Annotated in this window: 16 protein-coding genes; 7 read left to right on the forward strand and 9 right to left on the reverse strand. The window is 33.5% G+C overall.

The window, feature by feature from the left end; genetic code table 11:
* From FcAc13_RS07020 to FcAc13_RS07040, 5 genes are all read right to left on the reverse strand, one after another.
* Window positions 1–608 (reverse strand): hypothetical protein (locus FcAc13_RS07020; RefSeq protein ID WP_187755508.1); only part of this gene is annotated, 608 nt, incomplete at its 3' end.
* A 336-nt stretch (window positions 609–944) separates the two neighbouring features.
* Window positions 945–2975, reverse strand: coding sequence for a DNA polymerase III subunit gamma/tau (gene dnaX, locus FcAc13_RS07025; protein ID WP_187755509.1), 2031 nt, complete (start codon window positions 2973–2975; stop codon window positions 945–947).
* Window positions 2976–3367: 392 nt separating this feature from the next.
* A complete protein-coding gene (locus tag FcAc13_RS07030) occupies window positions 3368–3856 on the reverse strand; it encodes a C40 family peptidase (RefSeq protein ID WP_187755510.1) in 489 nt (162 codons plus the stop codon).
* Window positions 3825–5198 carry a GTPase/DUF3482 domain-containing protein gene (locus tag FcAc13_RS07035; RefSeq protein WP_187755511.1) on the reverse strand — a complete coding sequence of 458 codons (1374 nt, stop codon included), beginning with the start codon at window positions 5196–5198 and terminating at the stop codon, window positions 3825–3827. Before FcAc13_RS07035 ends, FcAc13_RS07030 begins: the two co-directional genes overlap by 32 nt.
* A gap of 9 nt (window positions 5199–5207) precedes the next feature.
* A complete protein-coding gene (locus FcAc13_RS07040; RefSeq protein ID WP_187755512.1) occupies window positions 5208–6521 on the reverse strand; it encodes a DUF2868 domain-containing protein in 1314 nt (437 codons plus the stop codon).
* Between the two features lie 603 nt (window positions 6522–7124).
* Here FcAc13_RS07040 and FcAc13_RS07045 point away from each other — a divergent pair.
* Window positions 7125–8045, forward strand: a complete 921-nt coding sequence (locus tag FcAc13_RS07045) for a DMT family transporter (protein WP_187755513.1) — start codon at window positions 7125–7127, stop codon at window positions 8043–8045.
* 472 nt (window positions 8046–8517) lie between these two features.
* Here the strand turns inward: FcAc13_RS07045 and FcAc13_RS07050 are convergent, their stop codons facing one another.
* Genes FcAc13_RS07050 through clpS form a run of 3 tightly spaced genes read right to left on the reverse strand, consistent with a single transcriptional unit; the run spans window position 8518 to window position 12264 of the window.
* Window positions 8518–9627: a ribosomal protein uL16 3-hydroxylase gene (locus FcAc13_RS07050; protein ID WP_187755514.1), complete on the reverse strand. Its 1110-nt coding sequence runs from the start codon at window positions 9625–9627 to the stop codon at window positions 8518–8520.
* 28 nt (window positions 9628–9655) lie between these two features.
* Window positions 9656–11962, reverse strand: coding sequence for an ATP-dependent Clp protease ATP-binding subunit ClpA (gene clpA / locus FcAc13_RS07055; protein WP_187755515.1), 2307 nt, complete (start codon window positions 11960–11962; stop codon window positions 9656–9658).
* Window positions 11959–12264: an ATP-dependent Clp protease adapter ClpS gene (clpS, locus tag FcAc13_RS07060; RefSeq protein ID WP_220679014.1), complete on the reverse strand. Its 306-nt coding sequence runs from the start codon at window positions 12262–12264 to the stop codon at window positions 11959–11961. Before clpS ends, clpA begins: the two co-directional genes overlap by 4 nt.
* Before the next feature lie 169 nt (window positions 12265–12433).
* Between clpS and FcAc13_RS07065 the strand changes: the two genes are divergently transcribed.
* From FcAc13_RS07065 to FcAc13_RS07075, 3 genes are all read left to right on the forward strand, one after another.
* Window positions 12434–13375, forward strand: a complete 942-nt coding sequence (locus FcAc13_RS07065; protein WP_187755516.1) for a VirK/YbjX family protein — start codon at window positions 12434–12436, stop codon at window positions 13373–13375.
* A 109-nt stretch (window positions 13376–13484) separates the two neighbouring features.
* On the forward strand, window positions 13485–14402 hold the full coding sequence (locus FcAc13_RS07070) for a LysO family transporter (RefSeq protein WP_246415105.1): 918 nt from the start codon (window positions 13485–13487) through the stop codon (window positions 14400–14402).
* An 18-nt stretch (window positions 14403–14420) separates the two neighbouring features.
* Window positions 14421–14819, forward strand: a complete 399-nt coding sequence (locus tag FcAc13_RS07075; RefSeq protein ID WP_220679016.1) for a YchJ family protein — start codon at window positions 14421–14423, stop codon at window positions 14817–14819.
* A 261-nt stretch (window positions 14820–15080) separates the two neighbouring features.
* Here FcAc13_RS07075 and serC read toward each other — a convergent pair whose 3' ends face one another.
* Window positions 15081–16166 (reverse strand): 3-phosphoserine/phosphohydroxythreonine transaminase, encoded by a 1086-nt coding sequence (gene serC / locus FcAc13_RS07080; RefSeq protein WP_187755753.1) that lies wholly within the window; start codon window positions 16164–16166, stop codon window positions 15081–15083.
* Between the two features lie 170 nt (window positions 16167–16336).
* Between serC and pcnB the strand changes: the two genes are divergently transcribed.
* The 3 genes from pcnB (at window position 16337) to surA (ending at window position 21812) form a co-directional block, all read left to right on the forward strand.
* On the forward strand, window positions 16337–17854 hold the full coding sequence (pcnB, locus tag FcAc13_RS07085) for a polynucleotide adenylyltransferase PcnB (RefSeq protein WP_187755517.1): 1518 nt from the start codon (window positions 16337–16339) through the stop codon (window positions 17852–17854).
* A 225-nt stretch (window positions 17855–18079) separates the two neighbouring features.
* On the forward strand, window positions 18080–20467 hold the full coding sequence (gene lptD, locus FcAc13_RS07090; protein WP_187755518.1) for an LPS assembly protein LptD: 2388 nt from the start codon (window positions 18080–18082) through the stop codon (window positions 20465–20467).
* Between the two features lie 46 nt (window positions 20468–20513).
* Entirely contained in the window at window positions 20514–21812 is a 1299-nt protein-coding gene (surA, locus tag FcAc13_RS07095) for a peptidylprolyl isomerase SurA (protein WP_187755519.1), read from the forward strand.

Here is a 21812-nt window from a genome sequence, read left to right on the forward strand (position 1 = left end):
AATGCACTAAAAATCATCCCATACAATTTTGGCAATGCTTTCCCTATTTTTGGATTAGCTGTATTTTGATTAACAATCTGTTGCGACTGAAACGGTTGGCTGTTTTCAATTGTCGGTATATCAAAGTAACCCTTATTTAACAACGTTAAGCCATAAAGAATTAATCCACTAATAGGTAAAATCCAAGTAATTGCAAATAGTTGTGGTATGATGGAAAAAACCACTAAAAATGCTATCGTGTCATGAATATCAAAATCTAACTCGGAACTTAAATTGGACATATAGTCCCATAACGTTGGTGAAATTATTTTTAGCGAAAATTCATAGATTAAAAATTTAGTTAGACAGAAAATAACTGAAAAAACAATTGCTAATACAATTGTTTGCTGATAGTTTTTAGTGGTTAACAAATACAATTTTTGATTATTAAAAAAGATACAACTCAATAACAGAAAAAAGAAAAAAAACGTTATTTGCTGTATTCCTAACAAAATATATTGAGAAATATCTGGTAAAGTAGGACTAAAATTCATTAGTAACAATGATTCTACAACCCACAATATAATAAAGCAGATACTTGAAAACAATAATGGTAAACGATAGTTCATATTCCCTTCCTAAAATAGTATTCAATCGATAAGTTGTGGTGTTTTCTCAGCGTCATTTATACGACGCATTATTTATTTGCTGGATAACAAGTAGCCGTTTATTAAATTTTTACCATCATCGGGCAGGTTATAAATGATTTGTATGTAATACACCGACAATGCGCTACGCCATTCACGCTAACTTTTAACATGATATATACCCACATTCTGGCTTTCTACATGCATACCTTCATTTAATGCGCTTACTTTATTAAATCCGCTAGATAGAGCGTCACTACTTTATATTTTACGATTGCTTAATCAATAACTGCGCAAATTTTATGCCTACGAATTATATTATAAAGGGCGAATACTTTCATCATCAATTTTTGCTTCAAAAAATTGACATAGCAAAGCGACTTTACTGTCCGAATTGACCGCCTTTCTAGCTTGGGTACATTTATCCTGAAAGATGACTTCACGTACTTCTGCAGGAGTTGAATGTGTATTGTCATCATCAATCACAACATCAATATTGACGATTTGCTGACGATAACTTGCTAATGCTTCACTTAATCGCCTTACATTGGCTGGATTTTTTACTAAATGAGCATATGCTGATCGCACATGTAATATTATATGTTGCTCATCAATGTGTTCTAAAAAAGCATTAATTGCAATTTGTTTAATTAAAGGTGGTAAAGCTAACCTCTCTATTTCAGCACTCCAAGCATCAATCTTTATTGCTTCTTGGATGAGTTTTTCAACCAGCTCAGGCGTTTTTTCATGTTCAAAAGCTGAACGAATCGACTTAGCATCTAATTTATTATCTACATTAGCGGTAAAATGCTCACTAAACTGCCACTGATAGGTTTCAGCAGTTTCAGCCTCATTTGTTATACTATCAAATGAGGTTGTTTCACCATTCTCTTTAGCGACGTCTATCGTTGGTAAACTTAATTTTGTGTTAATTTGTTCGATTTTATCTTTTGGTATAATCGATTGTACAGGTTCAACCTGTTTAGACTTTTTTAAGGTTTTTTCACCATCAATTAATTGTTGTCTAGCTGACAAAATCGATTTAGTAATATCTGATATGTTCTCACTATCTGTAATTCCTGTTTCTGGTCTAGTTGATGATGGTTCTGCAGCAACAACACTGTCCTCTTGTCGAAACTTAGTGGCTGGATTAACCACATATTTATCATTACTACTGGAATTGGTATGAATCGCTGCTGGTTCGGGAGATGGCGTGTTATCAATGATTTTAGCCTGAGTCATATCCGCACCGGCTGATGCAAAATATTTTGGCATAAACGCCAGAGCTCTTAAAAAACTCATTGCGACAGCCATCTTTTTATCAGGTGCATAATCAAGTTCTTTACGTCCATTTATCAAAATTTGATAAAACAGTTGGACATCGTTTGGAGGCATAGCCTGGGCTAAATAACGGATACGTTGTTCAGCGTCAGCATAATCACCTAAAGCGGTTGGTACAATCTGTAAAAATGCAATTTGTTGTAATAATGCTATTGTTTCTACTAATAAATTATCCCACTCAACACCTTGTTTAGCAGCAGTTTCGAGGTGTTGCATTAATCCACTTCCATCGGCATGATAAAGCGCTTCGACTAGTGCAAACGGTAGGGTTTGATCTAATGTGCCAAGCATCATCATTACAGCAGATGTTTCTATTTGACCATTACCTAAGGCAATCGCTTGGTCAGTCAAACTTAATGCATCACGCATACTACCATTTGCAGCTTTAGCTAATAATTGTAATGCTTTTTCTTCGTGATTTATTTGCTCAATATGCAAAATTTTCGCTAATTGATTTTTAATCAATGTTGCATCTAATACATTCAAATGTAAGTGTAAACAACGGGATAAAATCGTTACAGGTAATTTTTGTGGATCGGTAGTTGCCAACAAAAACTTAACATGTTCTGGTGGTTCCTCGAGTGTTTTAAGTAATGCATTAAAACTACTACGCGATAACATATGCACTTCATCAATCAAATAGACTTTAAAACGACCTTTTGTCGGTAAATATTGAATATTATCAATTATTTCTCGCGTATCTTCTACCTTGGTACGTGATGCGGCATCAATTTCTAACAGATCAACAAATCGACCCTGTTCAATGCTGAGACAATTATCACAAACACCACATGGCGTGGCTGTGACACCTGATTCACAATTTAAGCCTTTAGCAAATAAGCGAGCTATCGTCGTTTTACCTACTCCACGCGTACCGGAAAAAAGATAAGCATGGTGAATTCGCCCTAATGATAATGCATTAGACAAAATCGTTAATACCTGCTCTTGCCCGACGACTTCACTAAACAATTTCGGTCGCCATTTTCTGGCTAATACTTGATAACTCATAATTGATAAAAAAACCTTATAATGTTTATCACCGTTATTAAGAACGGTTAGCTAAATAAATATTGTTCATGATTATTATGCGTGTACTATCATAGCATAGTTTTGTGACCATTTTAGGTTAACGATTATCGCTCAATTAATTATTTTTTGTAATAAACCGCTAACAACATAGCTAAACACAGCATCATAATAGCACAGCCTAAACGATGGAATAATAGATAATGAAAATGTTGCCAAGAGATAGACAACTTACAATGAAGTTGGCATAAATGATAAAAGTATTATTCAAAATGCCTGACATTATAAGTGGCTAAAATTAATTAGTATAGCCTGTATACTACAATGTATTATAATAGTTAGATGATCAATCAATTGATTTACACCATAACTAATCAATCCACAATACGTCGAGCGCTCAAGTAGTGATTACGCCAATAATGATCGTTTAGATTTGAGTATTGTACCCCATTTTTAGTTGACGCATGCAAAAATAAGCCGTTTTTATAATATATACCGACATGTAATCCTGTTGTACCACGACCACTTTTAAAAAAGACTAAATCACCTGCAGATAATTGCTTCACCGCTTTACCCTCTATTATCTGTTCTTTAGTAACTCGTGGTAACACTTTACCTAATTTCTGATGATAAAATGTCTTTGTCAAGCCTGAACAATCGATCCCTTTTGAATTATTGCCCCCATAGCGATAAGGCGTTTTTTTCCATACCTGATAAAATGATTCGATCTTTTTTATAATTTGTGGATGTGATTGATTGTCAGCATATAAACTAGATTCGGAACTACATGCCGTCAAACAGATAACTAAAAAGAATAGTAGATTACGTAAATTAATTAACCGATTGCAATTCATTGGCCACATTATCAATTACCTCTTGTCGTTGTTCACTATAACTGCCGATTTTGATCTTTTTATTTAAGCTCGACCACTCTTGATGGATTCGGCTAACTTGTAAAGATCGAGGTAATTTCCCTTTCTTCCAAGCCGATTCATTCAATTTTTCTAATACAATTGGTCGCTTATCGGCATGTGCACGTGTTGCTAAGCTGGCATTTAATTGCATTAAACGTATCGATAAATAACAAATCACCGCATCATCAATACTCATTTTAGTATAACCTGCAAAATGATTTTTAATTTTTGAACCATAATGTTTAATTGCTTGCGCCAATCCACCAACGGTCGCGCCAATTAAAGCGGCCGACCCCAATGTAATGCCCCCTAAAGCTAAATCAAAACTAGCACCAATTGTGGCACCTGAAATCATTCCTTTACCAACGGAAATTCCAACTAATTTAATTGCTTCCAAATTAAACAAATCGTTAGAAAAACGCCCTTCCACTAAGGGGAGATTTTCGTTGGTTTCGTATGCTATATTAAAACGATACAATTTGAGTAAATCGTTAATGGCTTTATGTTCTCGTTGACGTACTTTATTCTGCATAATTTTTGCAATCGAAGTAATATCATCTTTTGCTTTTTCACTATAAGCTGCCACATCGATCAATGCTTCGGCGATAATCAATTTAGCAGTCTGTTGCCGTGTTAGACGTTGTTGATTAATACGTTCCTGCCATAAACTTAATACGACATTAGCCGATTCTAGTAATAATGATAATCCACTATATAAACGTTCCTCACCTTCAAGGGAAGGAAATACTGCATCGAAACGTACCGTAATATGAACACCAACCCTTGACAATAGCTGCTTCCAGCCTTCTTCATAAGGTGAATCACTCGCTGTAAAATTCAATACTGCTAAAATCGGTTTATCACTGTAGGTCAAAACCGCTAATTCATCATGATATTTCGCCAATATTGGTTCTCTGACATCGATCACATAAATTGCGGCTTGGCTATTTAATAATTGGCGAATAACTTTGGCTTCTTGTTCAAATTGATATTTTGCTTCGGGACTCGCTAAAAATTGCTGTAATTTATCTATACCGTCTTGCTTCGGGTTATCACGATTTAAACGTGATATATAATCAAATAGCGCAATACTATCTTCCAGTCCTGGAGTGTCATAAAAGACAATTTTTTTTCCTTGATTGAGCGAAAATTTGATTGCCTCAACATGTCTAGTAGTTCCTGGCTTATCGGAGACCTTACCTAGTTCACTATCTTGCGTTAAAGTACGTAACAGAGAGGTTTTCCCAACATTAGTATGACCTACAATGGCTAAATTAAGTTCATTTAACATCATTCTCACCTAATTATTTAACCAAGTAGGATTAGCTTGTTCAAGTTGTAGTGACTGTATACAATCAAGCCAATTATGAAATTGACGCCCCTGATTGATTAACCAAATACGACAATGATGTGATTTACCCTGTAAAGATTTTATTAAATGTGTTATGCCTCGTTCAGGAGAGCGATCGGTATCAATTGCGATCAATAATTTCTCTGCTGGATAACGTTGTAAATGCTCTAAAACCTGTTTTTGTTGTTCATTAGTATTCATAAAACCTAAAAAATTGGTATTATTTGGTATCGACCAACTTTCCGCAATTTCGATAGCCACTAAAACATTCTGTTGACCTTGAATTGGAATGTTGTCGATTTTAGTGGGCTGGTTATTCGCATAAACAATTTCTTTATCAATTATCGTTTTACTTATATAAGACTCTAAATCGGGCAACAATAACTGATATTCGGGAAGTTGAATATCTAGCATTATGCTTCGGCAAGCCACTCGCCATTTTATCCAACAAAAGATGAGTAATCCAAAACGAACGAGTACGCCATAAACAATAAAAACGCCTAATAACCATATTGCCCAGGCAGATCTCGCCTCTGCTGCGGCAATTGCCTGATCGCTGGTACGTATGATCGCATCATCGGGTATCGAAAACCCAAGCCATGAGGGAATTTCTCCTAACAAATAGGTTATTTTAACTACAGTATCCGTAGTTAACAATGTCGTTTGCCATTCAAAGCTATAGTGTTTGGTTGAAAGTAAGGCGATAAGTATAAATAATGCCATAATCAAAAGTACTGACCATAGCAAATTAACCACCGTACCAATCAACCAACGAATTTGTCCACCAAACAAAGATATCAATGCCGGCAATAATTGAGTTACTGTATTCTTTTTAGTGAATTTTTGCGTTAACCAAGACCAAATATAGACAAAGAAACTTCCACTTTCACTCGGTAAGATAATCCATGATAATAGCCAGATTGTTAACATTAAAAAATGAAAACCTAACAAACATACTAAAGCCCAATACAGATTAACAGGATTGGTCGCTAAGGCACTAAATGCTATACCAGCACCACTAAAAAAAGCCAATAAAACCAATAAAAACAACGATGTATAAGCTGCGCGCAACCATCTAATCTGGGCTAATTTAACCCCATATTGTATACTAATCGTCTGAGCGCGTTGGATGATTCGCTGAGCTAAATTACCATCCATCGCTCTTGCCTGTCGGTTAGCATCATCATCTTGAAAACGACCATTATCCTTTTCAATTAAACGGATGGTTTCAGTTAACCAAAGCGATTTAAGATATTGATTCATAAAAAATTAAAGTGATACTGGTTACAGTTTTATTTATTATACACATTATTTTTTTAACTGTGCAGGTTTTGTTTTTATCAGGAGTAGAAAACATTGTTTTTGGGTAATTTTATAATCTATTGTTTTTTATTGCTTTAATATTCAATTTTAATAAATTTATTCTACATTTAAACGCTATTTATTAATATTTAAACACTACACAAAATGATTATAATTAGATAGTTATTACGATCCAGAAAGATCAAACCTTTAAAACATTATTGATTTTCTCCTCAATGATATAGATAAACCTTATCTCTTCTACTCAGTTGTTAATCCAATTATATATAATTGGATAAGTTTAAATAATTTACAAAGCAATGTAATTATTTCAATTAAGATAAATATCGATCGCAGCGTAAGTGATTTAGATAATGTCTAAAGATAAATTAAATTTCATAGCTAAATGTTTAAAATAAATTCAATTTACATTTTAATTATATCGCAGTTTTATTAATCAATATTTCAATAATAATATTTTAAAATATCCACAGATTTACAAACTAATATATTCAGTATTATAGTATCTAGCATGTTGTTTAATACATAATCAAATAAAATCGCATGAACAAAAAAAATTTTTTTAATAGTAAATTTGTTATTTTTTTATTATTCATCATTGTATGTTTGACATGGGGAACTACATGGATTGGCATAAAAATTGCGGTTGAAACGGTTAACCCGCTTCTAGCTGCCGGTTTACGTTTTGTGATTGCCTTTCCTTTTTTAATTTTAATCACGATTTTCGCAAAATCACCAATATTATTTCCCAAAAAAACAGGGCACTTTTTCATATTATTAACGATATTTTATTTCACGATACCTTACTATTTGATAAGTTTTGGTGAACAATATGTATCATCTGGTTTAACATCTCTCCTATTTAGTACCATGCCTATTTTTTCTATTCTTTTTGCTAAAATAATTCTCAAAGACAAAATTTTTATAAATCAGTTAATAGGTATCTCAGTCGGTTTTCTTTGCTTGATCTATATTTTGATATCAGAAGGGTTGGTTATTTCGTATACCGATTTTTTGGGGGTTATCTCTATCCTTTTAGCGGCATTAATGCATGGTTTCTTATATGTTTATTCGAAAAAAGCTGGTGAAGGCATAAATGTTTTTACCTTCAATACACTTCCAATTGGCGTCGCTGGCATTATGCTATGTCTTTTAAGTTTTTATTTTGAAGATAATCATTTCCAAAATATATCTTTAAATAGTTGGTTAGCATTAATTTATCTAGGTATTTTCGCATCAGTAGGTGGCTTTATAGCCTATTTCTTTTTACTCAAGCGAATGAGTCCAGTTATACTATCATTTATTTTCATAATTTTTCCCGTTGTTGCGATTTTCATTTCATCTATTTATGATAATAAAATCATTTCGACTAATTTTATTATCTGTACTTTTATCATGTTGTGTGGTTTTGCAATAACTAAATTACCTATTGATTTTTTAAAAAAGAAAATGCATAAAGTTTAGATAAAAAACCACATGATATTAAAAAGAAATTAATAAAAATCTTTCTTATTACTATCATGCGGTTTTGTCTTGGTACATAGTTCAAATACGGCAAAAAAATATTAAAAAATACTATTTAACTAAAACCTCAACCCTCTCCATGAAACGAGAAAGCAATTGATATTGAGCATCTCGATTTTATTTAATTGTCTATGAGACAGTGATAACTAATAGCGCTATACCGTTAATTAAGGCTTCTTTTGAACGACTAATCTGCCAACAAACATTAACAGTTAAATATGTTTTATTTTACAAACTAAACATCAGTAATATGAAATGCAAAAAACACTTTATCAGATAAAAGATTGGCAAGCTGGTCTTTTTATATGAACTAGTTCATCAACCGTATGGTAACCCCAGACAAAAGTGGAAAGTTACCACGGTATAATCAACCTCAGCCATTGATTTAAGTTGTTAAAATCTAGCTAAAACTTTAATCGGAAAAATACCAAAATCCTTGATTAATCAAATCTAACATGCCATTTAACAACGTAGGATCATTAAAATCTTTTTCAGTTAGTATTTCTTTCTGACATAATAAATCAATATACTGCTCGTTCAGAGCAATTCGTTGGCCATGTATAAACCCTTGCTTTCCGATTTTAAATATTCGGATGCTCGGAACTCGGTGTAATTGCGAACCATCATTGATTTCTTGCTGTAGTTCTTCAAATGTGTAGGGTGGATCGAGTGGAATGATATCCAGTTCATGCATTGGTTGTGTAATATGCTTACCAAACCAATCAATAAACAATTCTTGATTATTTATCAATTGGCATAGCTGTGATTTAAGCATCTCAATTTCATAGTTTTGTATTTGATAAGGTGCCTGTGATAATTTTAAATCAGGATCTTGGTAATAAATCTGTTTATTTACAGTATCTAATACGTAATCAGCAAAGCTACTTAACATCTCTTGTGAACTTGGCGTTTTGAAACCCACTGAATAACTTAAGGATTCTGTCAAACTGATACCATTATGTGGAAAACCCACTGGAATATAGAGGATGTCACCTGGATTCAATTCTTCATCAATTATCGGTTGATATTCCTCAACATGTAATAATGCCGGATGGGCACAAAATTCGAGATAATTAGGATTTTTGTCACCTACCATCCAACGGCGTTTTCCCATACCTTGTATTATAAATACATCATAATTATCAATATGCGGCCCAACCCCAGCTTGTGCAGTTGCATAAGAGATCATCAAATCATCAAACTGCCAATGTGGTAATACGCGAAAAGGTTCTATCAGTGTTGCAGCAGATTCATGCCAGTGATCAACAGCTTGAACTAAAAGCGTCCAGTGGCTTTCCCCTAAATGATCATAACTTTCAAATGGCCCATATTGCGCATCCCATTTACCATCTTTGTTAGTAACAATGCGACTTTCAATGTCTTCTTCTAACGCTAAACCAGCTAACTCATCTGGTGTGATAGGATCACTGAAATTTGCTATTCCTTGCCGTATCACTACTGGTTTTTTTTGCCAATAAGTTGTCAAGAAATGCTGCCAATTTATGGTTAATTGATTTTTCATTTTACATCCTATAATTTATCTTTTTGATTTATTTAGAAGCAACCACTTTAGCCCGATAAATAAAATTTAGTTTATTATTTATTAAACTAATTTTCACATTACCACCATGCTGCAGTTCTCCAAACAAGATTTGCTGTGCCAATGGTTTTTTAATCTGCTCTTGAATAATGCGGCCCATTGGTCTGGCCCCCATGGTTTTGTCGTATCCACAATTAGCTAAATAGTTATTTACCTCTTTAGTCAGGCTTAATGAAACGTTTTTATCTTTTAATTGGTCTTTTAATTCTGTTATTAACTTATCTACTATTTGTAACATAATTGGTTTAGATAAATGTTCAAACCAAATAATATTATCTAAACGATTGCGAAATTCAGGACTAAATACACGCTTAATTTCTAACATCGCATTATGACTATTATCTTGCTGTGAAAAACCAATCGACGTTTTGATGGACTCTTGTACACCAGCATTCGTTGTCATGACAATGATAATATTTCGAAAATCAGCTTTTCGTCCATTACTGTCTGTTAATGTCCCATTGTCCATAATTTGCAATAACAAGTTATAAATATCGGGATGTGCCTTTTCAATTTCATCGAGAAGTAATACAGCATAAGGATGTTTTAATACTTGATCTGTTAGCAATCCACCCTGTTCAAAACCAACATATCCAGGTGGTGAACCAATTAAACGGCTAACTGTGTGCGATTCTTTATATTCCGACATATCAAAGCGCAAAAGCTCAATACCAAGCATTTTGGCGAGTTGTAACGTAACTTCGGTTTTCCCTACTCCAGTTGGTCCAGCAAATAAAAAAGATCCAATCGGCTTATGATCGCGACCTAATCCAGCTCGATTTAGTGTTATGGCATCACTTAATACATTTATTGCTTTATCTTGTCCAAACACTACCGATTTTAAATCGTCCGATAAGTTTTGTAATTTGGTTTTATCGGAAGTAGATACGGTTGTTTCGGGAATACGAGCCATTTGAGCAATAATTTTCTCAATATCGACAGTATCGATGATTTTTTTCTGTTTTTTAGCTGTAAGTAAGCGATTTTGTGCTCCAGCTTCGTCAATAAGATCTATCGCTTTATCCGGTAAAAATCGATCAGGTAAATATTTAACAGATAACTCAACTGCGCTTTTCAGTGCTTCCGGCGTGTAGGTTATATGATGAAATTGTTCATATCGTGATTTTAATCCCATCAATATTTTCACAGTATCAGCAATGGACGGTTCAGTTATATCAATTTTTTGGAAACGTCGTGCTAATGCACGGTCTTTTTCAAAGAGGCGATTATATTCCTGGTAAGTGGTTGATCCAAAAACACGAATTTTACCAGATGCTAACAATGGTTTAAATAAACTCGCTGTATCAAGCTTACTTTCTCCTGTCGCACCGGCCCCAATAATGACATGAATTTCATCAATAAATAAAATACAATTTGGTTGCGATTCTAACGCTTGAATCAATTGCTGAAAACGTTTTTCAAAATCTCCTCGATAAGTGGTACCAGCAATCAAAGCTGAAATATTAAAGGAATAGATTGTCGCCTTTTTGAGTACTTTAGGTACCTTGTTTTGTTCAATTAACCAAGCTAACCCTTCAGCAATCGCTGTTTTCCCTACTCCAGCTTCGCCCACCAAAATTGGATTATTTTTACGTCGTCGGCAGAGAACTTGCATCACCCGTTCAATATCTCGTTCACGACCAATTATTGGATCAATTTGACCCTCTTCTGCTAATTGATTGAGATTTGTGGTATAGAGTAAAAGCGGATCTTGATTTAATTCTTTATCGCTTTCTTTATTATGATGCGATTCAAAGAAATATTGATGTGCCTTATTATAAAACGATGAGTCAGACTCCAACCCAAAATCTTTACTGATTGAGCTACCGTAATGTAATTCAGATAAATATTGGGTTAATGTTAACCAATCTAATCCCATACAAGTTAATAAATATACGATTTGAGAATCTTCTTCACCAAGAATAGCAACTAACAAATCACTGCAAGTAACTTCACTTTTCCCCGCTGATTGAACCTGAATAATTGCATTTTCAATAACACGATGAAATGCCAGTGTTGGTTCGGTTTGTTGGTTAAGTCCAATATTTGATAAAAATGTCGCATTTTCTTCAATATACCAATTAATCTCATTAATGAGATGATCCATATCAATGTTTAGGTTATTGAAAATTTGGATGATTGATTCATCTTTAAGTAATGATAGTAAAAGTTGTTCAACAGTAAGATATTCATATCTTAAATTTTGTGCTTTTGTAAATGCATCATTAATTACCGATTGTAATGGCTTACTAATCATGACGGTATCTGCTCCATAGTACATTTTAACGGAAACCGGTGTTGGCGAGCATAATGATTTACTTGGTACACTTTAGTTTCAGCAATTTCTGCCGTATAAATACCACAAATCGCTTGCCCTTTTTTATGAATGGCAAGCATAATTTGTGTTGCCTCATTTTCTTCAAAGTTAAAGTATCGAATTAACACTTCAACGACAAATTCCATCGTGGTGTAATCATCATTATGTAAAATGACACAATATTTATTGGGTGGAGCCAAACTTTTTAGACTCAGATTTTGAATACTTTGCCTTACGCTCATAATTAACACTCTACTTATTGTTCATTATCAGTTATAATACCTATTTTTAGTTATGATTAATACTTAATTTACGTCAAGAAGTTATTGTCATACCAATCACTCACGTAACCTATTAATTTTTTAAACTTTAGACTATTGACTAGTTTTTGATCAGTTGTAAATAAATCCCATGAATGATATTCGTAACATTATTGCGCCAAAAAACACTTTAGTATTATTTAGATGGTTAACCACCGGTAAACTTAAGCTTAATTCGCTTTGGGAAAGTAGAGCATTTCGTTATAAATTCGCGTTACGTGCCCTTTTTGTCAGTCCAATAACTTTTAAATGGCTCAGTCACCTAGCCAGATATCCGCTAATGGGTTATTTTTTTTCGCGACAATCTAATTTACCATGTAAGCTTTTACGCCCTTATTTATCTTCTTGCCTGAGCAAAAAAGCCTGTTTTCAAGCTCTTGTATATCATTACAATTTTTTTTCTGCGCATAGTGAAAAGCTTACTCAAGCATTTTACAATCATCCACCTTTTTTGTTAGCTGATTTGTTTACCAAAAATGCTCACAAAATTCGCGTAATGATTCAGGCAAAAAATAAATATGCTCGCGAGGGCGAAATTACACTCTATCTGTTTGATGAAAATAATGTTGATTTAGCTACATTAACCTTTACTATAATGCAATATGGTCAAAAATCATCATTATTTATTGCAGGTTTACAGGGTCCTGACCGTGATGATGCCAAATCTGCGATTCAACAAGCTACTAAAGATTGCTATGGTTTGTTTCCAAAGCGTTTAATTGTTGATGCAGCTCTCACACTTGCTGACGTTTTTGGTTTAAAACAAATTGTTGCAGTCAGTAAAAATACTCATGTCTATAATAATTGGCGTTATCGAAAACGTTTTAATCGTGTCCATTCTGATTACGATGAAATATGGCAAACAATAGGCGGTAAACAAAACTCACAAGGTTTGTATATTTTACCCAATACCATTCACCGAAAAGCTATTGAAGAAATTGCAAGTAAAAAACGGTCTATGTATCGTAGTCGTTATGCTTTACTAGATGAATTACATGAATCAATTCATCAGCGAATGTCAGCTTTGCTATAATCAGCAATAACTATCGAATGAAATGGTCAAAATTCAGATTTAGTAACTTTTAATAAAGGTTTTGAATGCATTATTATGTGATAACATGATAATCATTAGTATAATTAGGATGAATAAAGACATGTGGTTTGGTATTTTAATTGCACTCGTTCCGCTTTTTATCGGTTATTCAATTAAATTGAAAAATGCCGTTTGGATTGTACGAGTAAATAAATCATTAAGTTATTTAGTCTATGCTATCTTGTTTTTGATGGGGAATGAACTGGCGCAATTAAATGATTTATTGAATAATTTACAAACCATCCTGTCATCAACAATTATATTATTTATCTGCAGTTTTGGTTTTAATATGATATTTCTGTTAATTTTAGATCGTATTTATCCGTGGCGAAATCAAGCTAATCACCATGAGCTTCCAGCACGATGGAAGATGATTTTAGAATCATTAACTATCTTTTTTGCATTAATAATAGGCTTTGTTTGTGGTCTTTTACCTTTAGCTATATGGCAATATAATCAAATTATTAGTGAAGTTATTCTGGTGATTCTTTTAATATTGGTCGGTATTCAATTGCGTAGTAATAACATTACGGTAAAACAAATCGTGATAAATCAAGTGGGAATAACTACAACGCTCATCGTAATTTTATCGACATTACTTGGTGGTTGGCTTGCGGCTTATTTGCTCAAATTGCCGGTCAATACTTCCATGGCAATGTCCGCCGGATTTGGTTGGTACTCACTTTCGGGCATTTTAATGACCGAGGCACAAGGCGCTGTTGTTGGAAGTATCACTTTTCTTAGTGATATTCTGCGAGAATTGTGCGCTATTATGTTGATACCGAGTCTAATTCGACGTTATAAACTCACAGCATTAGGCATTTGTGGAGCAACATCAATGGATTTTACTTTGCCCATGTTACAAAAAGGAGGTGGTATTATGATGGTGCCGCCAGCAATTGTACAAGGCTTTCTATTGACGTTGATTATGCCAATATTAATGACATTACTTAATTATTATTTTTAGGACATTGTAAATTGCATTATGAATAAAAAAAATATGGATTTATGCCCATGTTGTTCTGGGCAACTTTATAAAAATTGTTGTCAACCCTATCATTTATGGCGAAAAAATGCCCCTAATGCAGAAATACTAATGCGTTCACGTTATAGTGCTTATGCATTACGTCAAGCAGATTATTTAATAAAAACGTGGCATCCCAAAACATTACCAAGTAAATTAGCCGAAGAGATCAGTGATGCTAAGTGGATTGATTTAGTTATTCATAAAAGTTGGGCAGGAAAGGAAACGAATGAAGCCTATGTTGAATTTACTGCTCGTTATCGTAATAAAAATGGCAAAGCTGAAAGAATGCATGAAACCAGTCATTTCATCAAACAAGGCGATCATTGGTTTTACATTGATGGTATTTTTAACGTTTAATTTAACGAAAATCTTTTTTATTATCTTTGAAATCCCATGATTTTGGTTATTTTAAATGTTTTAAATCGATAAATAATTGAGTATGTCAAAAATACATTGTTTATTAATTTACGCTTATTAAGCATTTTTCAAAAATCACGATACATTTTTGGTGATTTTTTAGTATCTTCCAACCTTAAGATAATGCCAAATGCCGGCATTATCTTTTAAAATTCACTTTATCAATTGGATATATCAGGTAATGTAATAATAGTTAAACTTTTATCCTTTTACTCTTTCAAATTCCTTCATAAATTCAATTAAACATTGAACACCATCCAAATCCATTGCATTGTAGATAGATGCTCTGATCCCACCTACAATACGGTGTCCTTTAACACCAATAATTCCATGTTGAGCAGCTTCAGCGACAAACATGGTATCAAATTCTTCATGTGCACAAACAAAGGGAACATTCATAATCGAACGATTTTCGGTAGCAATATTATTACTATAAAAATCAGATTGATCGATATACTGATATAACATTTGTGCTTTTGAACGATTACGTTGTTCCATTATTGTTAAGCCACCTAATTGCTTAAGCCACTTAAATACTAACCCTGACATATACCAGGCAAAAGTTGGCGGTGTATTAAACATTGAATCATGTTTAGTTTGAATCGTATAATCCAATACTGACGGTAATTCTCGTTTTGCTTTACCCAATAAATCTTCTCGTACAATTACGATAGTTACCCCAGATGGACCAATATTTTTTTGTGCCCCTGCGTAAATAATACCGTAACGTGTAACATCAATCGGTTTTGACAAAATACAAGATGAGAAATCAGCAACGATAATTCTATCGTTAAATTGTGGATCATCAAAAATCGCCAATCCCTCAATCGTTTCATTCGGACAGTAATGAACATAAGCAGAATCTGAAGTCAATTGCCATTGATTGAAAGATTTTATTCCAATTTTTTCTTCATGCACTGTCTTGACGTTAATACGGTTAACTTGACAATACTTTTCTGCTTCATCGGCAGCACATTTGCTCCAATAGCCACTTATAATATAATCGGCGGAAGTATGATTTGACAAAATATTTAAAGGTACGCCAGCAAATTGAGATCGGGCACCACCTTGCAAAAATAAAATATGATAATTTTCAGGTATATTTAATAGCTCCCGTAAATCTTGGGTAGCTTCTAATGCACACTGTTCAAAATCTTTGCCACGATGACTTAGTTCCATTACTGAGCACCCTGTTTGATGCCAATTTAATAATTCAGATTGTGCTTGTTTTAAAACATCATGCGGTAAAATTGCCGGACCGGCACTAAAATTAATCGTTTTTTTCATCATTCAATGCTCTTCATTTATCGTAAATGTTGTTTATTCTATTACAGAATTTAGTAAAGGCAATGCGGACAAATCGATTAATCCTTAAAGATAAGATAATTTAATTAATTTTTGATAATTGGTAAGCTTAGGTTATAATTACTCGTAATTTTGTTTTTGACCATGTCATCATGTTGAGGTGTCATATTTTTAAGTTAGTCACTCGAGTTTATCATAAGTTTTTTCAACCCCAATCAACTCATAAAACTGAATCAAGTATTGAATCATTATCAGATTCCAATACGGTTACGCATTCAATTCCAGTATGCGAAGTTATTCCTCGTAATAAACATAATATTTCTCGTCAGGCGGTAAGTGAAAATGCCTTAAAAGTTTTATATCGTTTAAATAAACAAGGATATCAAGCTTATTTAGTCGGTGGCTGCGTTCGCGATCTTTTATTAGGCAAAATACCAAAGGATTTCGACATTACAACCAATGCAACACCAGAACAAGTACAAAAAGCATTTCGCAATTGTCGTTTGGTGGGACGTCGTTTTCGTTTAGCGCATATTATGTTTGGCAAAGAAATTATTGAAGTAGCAACATTTCGAGGTGAACATAACAATACAAATGTTGAGATTACAGAAAACCAATCCATCAAATTAGATGCTAATAGGTCGAAGCGTTCACAATCTGGTATGCTATTGCGAGATAACGTGTATGGCACTATTGAACAAGATGCAATGCGCCGTGATTTCACAATTAATGGTTTATATTATAACGTAAAAGACTTTACTATTCGTGATTATTGCCATGGTATTGAAGATTTAAGAAATGGTATTATTCGTTTAATTGGCGATCCAGAAACTCGTTATCGTGAAGACCCAGTTAGAATGTTACGTGCAGTACGTTTCGCTGCAAAATTGGCGATGAAAATTGATTCTCAAACTGCTGCACCGATTCCAAAACTCGCACCATTGTTAAAAAATATCCCTGGCGCTCGATTATTTGATGAATCCCTCAAACTTCTACAATCTGGACAAGGTTATGCAACTTATCAACTATTGAGAAAATATCAGCTTTTTCCTTTATTATTTCCGACACTAGCGCATTTATTTGACCGTGAAACAAGCAGTCATAAAGCCGGTGCTAGTCATTTAGAGCGAATCATTGAGCAAGTGTTAAAAAATACCGATTATCGTATTGCTAATCACAAACGTGTTAATCCCGCTTTTCTATTTGCTGTAATGCTGTGGTATCCATTAGCCGAACATACACAAAATCTGATCATGGAAAGTGGTCTAAACTATCATGATGCATTTGACTTAGCTATGAATGATATTTTAACTAAGCAGTGCTCGGCAATTGCCATTCCCAAAAAACTTACGGCTACCATGTGTGACATTTGGCGTTTACAATTACGCTTTAATAAACGAAGTCCTAAACGAGTTAATGCCATTTTCGAGCATGCTAAATTCCGAGCAGCCTATGATTTATTAGAGCTACGCGCTTCTATTGAAAATGGTGAATTATTGACATTAGCCAAGTGGTGGGATGAATATCAGCAAGCTGGTCATGAACAACGTTTAACATTAATAAAACAGGTATCACACAATAATCCGAAAATTTACGCAAAAAAAACAAATAGAAATCGTACTCGGACAAAAACCAATCGTTCAAGAAATGAGTTAAAGAAATCTGATTAAGATTATCCTAAACTTATTTTACTTTGGTATAAATCCCTGAAGGGGTCTTGGTGACGTCAATTACAAAAGTTGTTATTAAGTATGTGTTTTGATTATTAGTAATTTAATTCAGCTGAAAATGAAAATCTTTGCTGTTTTTATCGCTTATTAGTTAGCACTTTTGTAAATTATCGATATAATATTGCGATAAATATTAATTCGTGATTATTGCTTACAGAAATACTAATGAAAAAACTCACTCCTACTTTTATTGCAGTCACTGTTTGTATATCTCTTTATTCTCCAAACAATTATGCTAAAGATAATAAAATACTTAAGCAATTTCAACCTCAGAATAATCAACGATGTCTTGTTAATGTACCGCTCAATAATCGACCTTCTCCTCAGAAAGATATTAATGAACAACCAATTAATGTTATTTCCGATAATTTCAAAGCTGAATTACCAAGTAAAGCTATTTACACCGGCAATGTTATAGTGACCCAAGGTAATCGGCAAATCAATTCTGACCAGATGACCTTAATTCAATCACAGAATCAAAATCGTGATATTTTTTTAAATGGTAATATTATTTATCAAGACGATATGGTTGAACTGCATGCCGAAAAAGCGTCCATGAATCTAGTTAATAAAGAAATTGAAATCGATAATTCACAATATCATTTGGTTGGCAGGCTTGGACGTGGTTCAGCAAAAAAAATGCAATTTACAAATAACCGCTATTTGGTTATTAAAGGTGGGAGTTTTACCTCTTGTCCAATAGAAAATAAAACCTGGAATATCGAGGGTTCAAAAATTATTCATGATAATGATGAACAACTTCTAGAAGTATGGGATGCAGTTTTTCGAATAGCCAATGTGCCTGTATTATATACACCATATTTACAACTCCCTACTGGGAGCATACGCCGTTCGGGTTTACTTATGCCGAATTTTTCTTATGATAGCATTAGTGGAATTGATTTCTCTTTACCCATTTATTGGAATATCGCACCAAATTATGATGCGACATTTACACCTAGAATTATTCAAAAACGAGGTATTCAACTACAATCTGAAGGGCGCTATCTTAACGCAATTGGTTTAGGTACTGTTGCATTTGACTGGTTGCAATATGACGATCAATATAGCAAGGACAGAAAAGGTCGACGTCATAGCAATGAAGCTGGCTATAGTAATAATAATTACCGATGGTTATTTCATTGGAAAAATGAAGAACAGATTAACGATAATTGGCGACTAACAGTGAATTCTACTCGGGTAAGTGATAACCAATATATTACTGATTTAGGTTCAAAATATGCAGCAGAAACAGATGGTTATCTCACACAAAGTTATACCATTGGCTATGCTGATGAAAATTGGGATATTGATTTGAATTATAAATATTTTCAAGCATTATATGATAATTTAAAGCATCAACTATATCGCCCAGAACCTCAATTAAATATCAATTACTATGATGATATCGGCAACTTTAATTTTAAGACCTTTTCGCAGGTATCACACTTTGTGACTTCTGGAAAAGATAATCCAAAAACTTGGCGCTTTCATATTGAACCAGGATTAAACTATGCGTTGATGTCTTCTTGGGCATCACTTAATACTGAAGTCGGCTTTTTAGCTACCCACTATGATCAAAATGTTCCTAAATCAAATACGAGTAAAAATTATTTGAAAGAAAGTGTTAATCGGTTTCTACCAAAATTTAGTATTGACGGAAAAATGATTTTTGAACGCAATATTAATACATTTACTGGATACACGCAAACATTAGAACCTAGAGTAAAATACCTTTATATTCCATATCGCAATCAATCACGTATTGATAAATACGATTCATCCCTATTACAATCCGATTATATTGGTTTATTTAGAGAACAGCCTTATAGCGGACTCGATCGTATCCCATCAGCCAATAAAATAGCTACAGGTATTACCACGCGTATATATGATGATGATCAGGTTGAAAAATTCAATTTATCCGTTGGGCAAATCTATTATTTTACCCGTTCCAAAACAGGCGATTATCGTTCACCAATCGATAAAGATACTGGTACATTGACCTGGGCAACGGATAATTTTTGGCGTATTGATAATAATATGGTTTTCAGAAGTGGGATTCAATATGACACACGAATCGATAAAATTTCTTTGGCCAATGCCATTTTTGAATATCGTGTCAGTGAAAACAAAATGGCACAATTCTCTTATCGTTATGCTAATAAAAAATATATTGACAACATAGAAGTAGATAAAGGTAATATACCTTATAAACAAAATATTTCGCAATTTGGAATTATGACATCGTGGCCATTGACCGATAATATCAATGCGGTGGGTTCGCTTTTCTATGATATTGACAATAAACAAATTGCTGATGATTTCATCGGTATACATTATGAAGATTGTTGTTGGGGAGTAAGTTTACAATATGGACGAAAAATCGTTGATTGGAACAGCGTTTCAAGAGCGAGTAAATATGAAAACAAATTTTCAATAAACTTCGAATTAAGAGGTTTTAACCAAAATAGTAATACTATTGCTAAAATGTTAGACTTTGGTTTATTGCCTTATAAAACTGCATTTGACGAAAATTATGGAACTAAATAACAAATAATATTGTCAAATTAACATATAAATGAATAAATGGTTGACCATGATTACTAAAATTAAATTTTATTTTACATCTTTTTTAATCTTATTTTGCGCTGCGAATATTCAGGCCGCACCAAAGGTGGTCGATGGCGTTGCGGCTATTGTGAATAACAATGTCATTTTACAAAGTGACATTGATGAAATGTTACAAAATGTAAAGGCAAGTACAGATCCCCAAAATTTGCCAGATGATAAAGCGCTAAGACACCAAATCATAGAACGCCTAATTAATGAAAATCTCATTTTGCAACAAGCTGCAAAATTGAATATTAAAATTAGTGAAGATGATATAACGGAAGCCATTAAATCTATTGCCCAAAAAAATAATATGACTATTAATGATTTGCGTGGTTATTTAGCAAGTGTTGGCATGAGTTACAATAGCTATCGCCATAAAATATCAAAAGAGTTACTTATCGAGCAGGCTCGTATGAATATTATTAAGCAACGTATCATGATAAGCGATCGGGAAGTCAATAATTTGGCCAATGAAATAGCTAAACAGCCGAATAAAAATCGTGAAGTTAATATTAGCCATATTTTAATTGCTTTACCAGAAAGCCCAAGCAAAAAACAGATTGAAGATGCCAACACAAAAGCACAAAATATTGTTGATCGTCTGAAAAAAGGGGAAAGTTTTGCTAAACTCGCTGCTACATATTCAAATGATGAAAAAGCATTAGAAGGTGGAAAAATGGGTTGGCATAAGCTCAATGAGTTGCCTTCTATTTTTGAAGAACGTTTAGTTCGTGCGCAAAAAAATGATATCATTGGACCGATCCGATCAGGTGTTGGATTTCATATTTTGAAAGTCGAAGGAAATCATTCTGAGGCACCTAAAATCATCACGATCAAAGAAGTAAATGCACGTCATATTCTGATCAAAACCAATGTATTAGTGACAGATGAAATAGCAAAAAATAAAATTCAGGAAATTCGACAATCTATAGTAAATGGCTCAACCTCTTTTGCTTCTGCTGCTAAACTTTACTCGGAAGATCCTGGTTCAGCTGATAACGGTGGAGAATTAGGCTGGAACAATCCTAATAATTTTGATAGTAATTTTAGAGCAGCTTTATTAAGATTAAGTAAAGGTGAAATAAGTCAACCGGTCAAATCAAGTTATGGCTGGCATCTAATTCAATTAATGGATAGTCGTAATGTTGACAAAACGGAAGATGCGAAAAAAGATCAAGCTTATCGTTTAATTTTTAATCGTAAATTTGGTGAAGAGCTACAAGTTTGGATTCAAGAACTTAAAGGGGATGCTTATATAAAAATTATGGGTGATGATAATTAG

The sequence above is a fragment of the Frischella japonica genome (genome assembly GCF_014489845.1).
Lineage (GTDB): Bacteria > Pseudomonadota > Gammaproteobacteria > Enterobacterales > Orbaceae > Frischella > Frischella japonica.